This window comes from Vibrio sp. V19_P1S1T109, from assembly GCF_002241375.1.
Classification (GTDB): Bacteria; Pseudomonadota; Gammaproteobacteria; order Enterobacterales; family Vibrionaceae; genus Vibrio; species Vibrio anguillarum.
The window spans coordinates 1-5,988 of record NZ_NDIM01000088.1 but is presented as its reverse complement, the minus strand read 5'-3'; the positions used below and the strand labels follow the sequence as shown (position 1 = coordinate 5,988).

At 43.0% G+C, this 5,988-nt stretch carries 5 protein-coding genes; 4 read left to right on the top strand and 1 reads right to left on the bottom strand.

Annotation, left to right across the window (positions count from 1 at the left end; genetic code table 11):
• Positions 1-64: 64 nt before the first annotated feature.
• The 3 genes from pal to nadA all read left to right on the top strand — a co-directional run bounded on the left by pal (position 65) and on the right by nadA (position 2,592).
• Complete coding sequence (gene pal / locus B9J87_RS04035) at positions 65-604, top strand: peptidoglycan-associated lipoprotein Pal (RefSeq protein WP_013856577.1); 540 nt, start codon at positions 65-67, stop codon at positions 602-604.
• Positions 605-619: 15 nt separating this feature from the next.
• Positions 620-1,396: a tol-pal system protein YbgF gene (gene ybgF, locus B9J87_RS04030; protein ID WP_019280925.1), complete on the top strand. Its 777-nt coding sequence runs from the start codon at positions 620-622 to the stop codon at positions 1,394-1,396.
• 134 nt (positions 1,397-1,530) lie between these two features.
• Complete coding sequence (gene nadA / locus B9J87_RS04025) at positions 1,531-2,592, top strand: quinolinate synthase NadA (protein WP_088732634.1); 1,062 nt, start codon at positions 1,531-1,533, stop codon at positions 2,590-2,592.
• Positions 2,593-2,703: 111 nt separating this feature from the next.
• Here nadA and B9J87_RS04020 read toward each other — a convergent pair whose 3' ends face one another.
• Positions 2,704-3,285 (bottom strand): UPF0149 family protein, encoded by a 582-nt coding sequence (locus B9J87_RS04020; RefSeq protein ID WP_013856580.1) that lies wholly within the window; start codon positions 3,283-3,285, stop codon positions 2,704-2,706.
• A 161-nt stretch (positions 3,286-3,446) separates the two neighbouring features.
• Here B9J87_RS04020 and B9J87_RS04015 point away from each other — a divergent pair, with 161 nt between their 5' ends.
• The gene (locus B9J87_RS04015) at positions 3,447-5,870 is read left to right on the top strand and encodes a hybrid sensor histidine kinase/response regulator (protein WP_217898077.1); all 2,424 of its coding nucleotides are present in this window, start codon (positions 3,447-3,449) and stop codon (positions 5,868-5,870) included.
• Positions 5,871-5,988: the final 118 nt, after the last annotated feature.

Genomic DNA, 5,988 nt, shown 5'->3' with positions numbered 1-5,988 from the left:
CGTTAGGGCTCCTGCGTGGTCTCCGTTTTTATAGCAAGTAAGTATCAAAAAGTAAGGAAAAAAAATGCAACTTAATAAAGTTCTTAAAGGGCTACTGATTGCGCTACCAGTACTTGCAGTAACTGCATGTAGTTCAAGCGATGAAGCGACAAACGCTTCTGGTACTCAAACTAACCAGTCTACTTCAGGTTCAGCAAACAGCGTTGATACAACTGTGGTTTCTCCAATTGATGCGAATGGCCAACTCTCTGAACAAGAGCTAAAGGAACAAGCTCTTCGTGAAACTCAAACCATTTATTTCGCATTTGATAACGCGACAATTGCTGGTGATTACGAAGATATGCTTGCTGCACACGCAGCTTACCTAAGTAAAAATTCAGCAATGAAAGTTACCATTGAAGGCCATGCTGACGAACGTGGTACGCCTGAATATAACATCGCGTTAGGTGAGCGTCGTGCACAAGCTGTAGCGAAATATCTACAAGCGCTAGGTGTACAAGCTGACCAAATCTCGATCGTTAGCTATGGCGAAGAGAAGCCACTTCTTCTTGGTCAATCTGAAGAAGTGTATGCGAAGAACCGCCGCGCGGTTCTCGTATACTAATCGAGGAATCGCCTCATGTTCAGTAACTTAAAGCGAATTGTAACGCTTACGTTACTGGCAAGTGCAGCGGGTCAAGTACTCGCTGCACCAGCTCCAGTATCCGATCTTAGCAATAGCTCTTCAGCAAGCACATCTCGTGCTCAACAATCATCATCTGAATCTAATGTACAACGTCTTGAACGTCTGCTTGAAAACCGTAATAGCGTTCAACTCAAAATGCAGCAGCAGCTCGATGATATGGCACTTGAAATCAGCGAACTACGTGGCCAGTTAGAGCGTAATAGCTACGATATGCAGCAAATGTTGCAGCGTCAGCGTGAACTCTTTATCGAGTTAGATCGCGTACGTGGCGAAATGAAGAATACAACCGCAAGTTCGTCACAGCCGACAACGGACACTGATATTGCAGGAACGTTTAGCAGCAATGTTGATGAACAAACTGCCTATCAGAATGCGGTTGATTTAATCCTGAAGAAAAGGGATTACAGTGGTGCTATTGCAGCGTTTCAACAGTTTCAAAAAGATTATCCAGATTCTAATTTTGCGTCTAATGCCCATTACTGGTTAGGGCAGCTCTATTTTGCGAAAAAGCAGGATAAAGAAGCGACGCAAAGTTTTGCCGCCGTGCTCACTTACAGTGACTCCAATAAACGTGCTGATGCGCTGGTTAAGTTAGGTGATATTGCCAAGCGCAATAATAATACTGCGCAAGCAAATAAGTATTATCAGCAAGTTGTGGATGAATACCCCACAAGTGCGTCTGCCAAGGTTGCTAAAGAGAATTTGAATTGATAACAATTTGAGTTAATAAAAAGAGGCCTTGTGGCCTCTTTCTTCGACGGCACTATTTTATGAATCGCTTTTGATCCTTCGTTAGGTGCGGTGTACAATGCTCGGATTCTTGGAAGTTGCGTAGAGCAAGAGCAATGAGCCACATATTAGATACGATTGAAACTATTTATCCATTTCCGCCAAAGCCAATTCCACTGACGGTTGAGCAAAAACAAGCCTATACAGTAAGTATCAAACAACTCTTAAAAGAAAAAGATGCTGTATTAATTGCGCATTACTATACCGATCCTGAAATTCAAGCTCTCGCTGAAGAAACCGGCGGTTTTGTTGGTGATTCATTAGAGATGGCCAAGTTTGGTAATCGCCATCCTGCTAGTACATTGATCATCGCTGGTGTGCGCTTTATGGGCGAATCAGCAAAAATCTTAACCCCTGAAAAACGCATTTTAATGCCAACGTTAAAAGCAGAATGCTCTTTGGATCTGGGGTGTCCTGCCGATAAATTCACAGAATTTTGTGATGCACACCCAGATCATACCGTTGTTGTGTATGCAAACACATCTGCGGCGGTCAAAGCTCGTGCCGATTGGGTGGTTACATCGAGCATTGCACTTGATATTGTTGAGCACTTAGATGCGGAAGATAAACCCATAATTTGGGGGCCAGATCGCCATTTAGGCTCATACATCGAGAAAAAAACGGGCGCAAAGATGTTGCTCTGGCAAGGTGAATGCGTAGTACACGACGAGTTCTCTGCCGATGCATTGCGTAAGATGAAAGCACTGTATCCTGATGCAGCCATCCTTGTGCATCCAGAATCACCAGCCAGTGTGGTAGAACTTGCGGATGCTGTAGGCTCTACAAGCCAGTTGATTAAGGCAGCAAAATCCTTACCTCAACAGAAAATGATTGTGGCGACCGATAAAGGCATCTTTTTTAAGATGCAGCAGTTAGTCCCTGAGAAAGAATTGATTGAAGCACCGACGGCAGGGGCTGGGGCAACATGCCGAAGCTGCGCGCATTGTCCTTGGATGGCGATGAATGGTCTTCGAGCGATTGAGTCAGCTCTTATGGAAGGCGGTAAAGATCACGAAATTTTCGTCGATGAAGCCGTGAGAGTGAAATCACTCATCCCATTAAACCGTATGTTGGATTTTGCTGAACAGTTAAATTTGCAAGTCAAAGGGAATGCCTAATTCCTTTCGGCGGTAGTGGATGAAAAATGGCTCTTATTCAGAGCCTTTTTATCGCAAGCAAATTGATTTGAAATTAACGTTATTCGAAAACAAAACTATTCAAAAACAAAGTTATTGCTCTAGTGCCAACTGAGCGCCGCGTTGCGTTAAGCCACACAACATCACCGGTATGGCCTGATAGATTTCTTCAAACTGGTCGAGTCCTTGCATACCTTGTTGGGAAAGTGTTGCCAAGGACGTCTCCGGATCATAAAGCATACTCAGCGAAAGGAGCACGCCCCCAAGTAGCGCATTGTCTTGGCTATCTTCAGGCATTAACGTTTCCCAATCGTCACGCGTAAGTTGCCAACCTTGAAGAAAACCTTCACAAAAATCACGGACATGTTCAGTCACTATTTCTTGTTCATCGAGTGAGCAACCTGCAGGCCAGCTCCATTGATTTTCGAGCAAAGCAGGGCGATAGTCATTCCACATTTCAACGATCAGTTGGAAATAGGTTTCTAGCTGTTTGCCTTCGCTAAATGGCGCGATCTCTTCTCCCCCCCATAGAAAAGGGAGCCATTCCTCTGGCGGGAGCAAGTTAGGCGCTGACGCCATGGATGCGACAAAACCTTGAGTTTTGGCCTCATTAAGCAATTTATCTTCTAGTTCGGGTTGGGTAAGGAGTTCTTGTAAATTCACAGCAGATCCCATCAGTTGCCGAGTGTATTTGCAGCCATTTTAACGTTAAAGCGATACAATGTGCGAATTTTGCTGATAATTTGTTGGCTTTAGTGAGGTTTTACAACAATCAACATATTGCTCACTGAGATTGTTCACTATAATTTGCACAAAAGAAAAAATTGAAAGGATTTATGAGAGCACCTATTTCATTGAAGAAGAAGAGCATTATCGCCCTTTCTTTTTATCTCTGCTTTTTTATTGCGATCACAGGTACCGTTACTTATTGGGTTGTCGAAGCGCCACTACGAGCTGAATTAAAACAGAATTTAGATCTTCGTGCAGAAGTGTTATCAGCCCAAATTCGCGAACCTCTCAACCGTTCTATTGGTGTGCTCCAAAGCATTGTGAGCCTTGGGCAAGCTGCAACCAACCAAGCTGAGCAAGACAGAATGCTCTCTTCGCTGTTCACTATACTTGATGATGTTGTCGTCAGTGGTGGGTTATGGCCGAAACCCTACAGCATTAATGCATCGCAGCGATACAGTAGCCTATTTTATAATCGAGCCGCTGACGGTCAAGTCGACAAATTGCATTCTTGGAACAATCAAGAAGCGCATGGTTACGATAACGAAGAGTGGTACAACGCAGTAAAAGAGAAGCCTGTCGGTAGTGTGGTATGGTCAGAAGTCTATGTTGATGCCTATACGCACGTTCAGATGATCACGGCTTCATCGCCCTATTACGTTAACGGTGAATTTGCTGGAGTAGCAACAGTCGATCTGTCATTGGCGGGGTTAGCCACATTTATTGCCAGTCAAGCGGAGCTTTATAACCTTGGCGTATCCTTAAGTGATTCGGGGGGATCCCTGATCACTGAACATAATTTTATAATACGTGAAGAAGCTAACGTAAGTCATTTCGGTTTTGGTGATTTTGAATGGCGAGTTGATGTTATTAATGCCCATCGGTTAGTGAATGACGAAGTGTTTGATCTGGTGATGAATGTCGAACGGAGTATCATTCCAATCCTTTTAGTTTGCGTTATGATCGGTTATTACTTGATCAATCAATATGTGATTAAACCGATTACCATAATCGCCAAAAAAGTGAGTGATTCTAAACAAGGCGGTATTATTGATATGCCGTATCGAAGCCAAGATGAGATCCGCCAGCTTATCGATTCATTTAACCAAAAAACCGTTTATCTTGAAGCGGAAAAAGTGAAAGCTCAAGCTTCCACTCAAGCCAAAAGTGCCTTCTTAGCAACCCTGTCACACGAAATCAGAACTCCAATGAATGGTGTTTTAGGAACCGCGCAAATCTTATTGAAAACAGAGCTTTCCCCAGAACAGAGGCAACACCTTAATAGTCTGTATGAGTCTGGCGAGCACATGATGGTGCTGCTTAACGAAATTCTCGATTTCTCCAAGATTGAACAAGGGCGATTAGAACTTGATAACACCCGTTTCCCCTTGGATTCACTGATTGGTAGTATTAACAGTGTTTACCATACCTTATGCAATGAAAAAGGACTGCAGTTTAGGATTTACAGCGATATTGTTCACGATCGCTGGTATTACTCAGATAAAGCACGATTGAGACAGATTCTGTTTAATTTACTGAATAATGCGGTCAAGTTTACCTCTCACGGCTTTGTCGAAGTGACTCTAAAAGAGCAGCAGATGGAAGATAAACGGTATCTTTCTATTCGGATACGGGATTCGGGGATAGGTATAGCAAAAGAGGCTCAGGAAAAAATATTCCGCCCATTTGAACAAGCTGAATCATCGACGACAAGGCGTTTTGGTGGAACGGGGTTGGGCTTAGCGATTGTAAAACAAATTGTAGAGCTAATGGATGGGACAGTCACGGTAACCAGTGAGTTAGGAATTGGTACCAGTTTTCACGTTATGCTGGCGATAGAAACAACGACGCCCGGGACCATTGAAGTCAAGCCACGTCGCAAGCTTAATTACCAAGGACTGAAAGCTCTCATTGTGGAAGATAACCGGACCAACTCTATCATTATCGAAACCTTTATGAAGAATAAAGGGTTTACATGCGATTGTGTTGAGAATGGTGAATTGGCAATTCAAGCGGTTGTTGGCGGGAATTATGACCTGATATTGATGGATAACCATATGCCCGTAATGGATGGCGTAGAAGCGGTGTCTGCGATTCGGATCTTAGTTGGGGAGCAACGTAATGTGCTCATTTTTGGTTGTACTGCTGATGTTTTCAAAGAAACTCGTGAGCGAATGTTGTCGGCCGGCGCTGATTATATTGTCACCAAACCCATTGATGACAATGAATTAGATGATGCTCTTTTCCAATTTGTCGAAAAACTGTATCAATATCATCCAGAGTCCTCTATGCCGCTAAAGATAGGCTCAGCAGAGGAATCATTGGTGACGTTTTATATGGCCGTGGAAGATCAAAACATAGAACTTGCATTAGCCATGATTCAACGTTTGATACAACAGTTGCCGGAGATTGAAAATACTCATATTTATCAAGTGTTAATCGATACCCAAACAAGCTTAGAAAAACACCAGTTACCTACACAGCAGCAAGTCGATTTGCTAACGGTATTGCTTTCCGATTTTTGTAATTAAATAACCATTTTGAGATTTAGTAAGAATGCGTTGTAACAGGAATTTAAAGAATAGCGTTAGATTCTAGTTTCCGATTCAAAATTGGTTATAAATTTACCTAAGTTAATTAAAATTGGTC

Bases quoted from the DNA above. Each gene is read 5' to 3' on its own strand.
- ybgF (WP_019280925.1), top strand. From the start codon at position 620: ATGTTCAGTAACTTAAAGCGAATTGTAACGCTTACGTTACTGGCAAGT.
- B9J87_RS04020 (WP_013856580.1), bottom strand. From the start codon at position 3,285: ATGGGATCTGCTGTGAATTTACAAGAACTCCTTACCCAACCCGAACTA.
- B9J87_RS04015 (WP_217898077.1), top strand. From the start codon at position 3,447: ATGAGAGCACCTATTTCATTGAAGAAGAAGAGCATTATCGCCCTTTCT.
- pal (WP_013856577.1), top strand. From the start codon at position 65: ATGCAACTTAATAAAGTTCTTAAAGGGCTACTGATTGCGCTACCAGTA.
- nadA (WP_088732634.1), top strand. From the start codon at position 1,531: ATGAGCCACATATTAGATACGATTGAAACTATTTATCCATTTCCGCCA.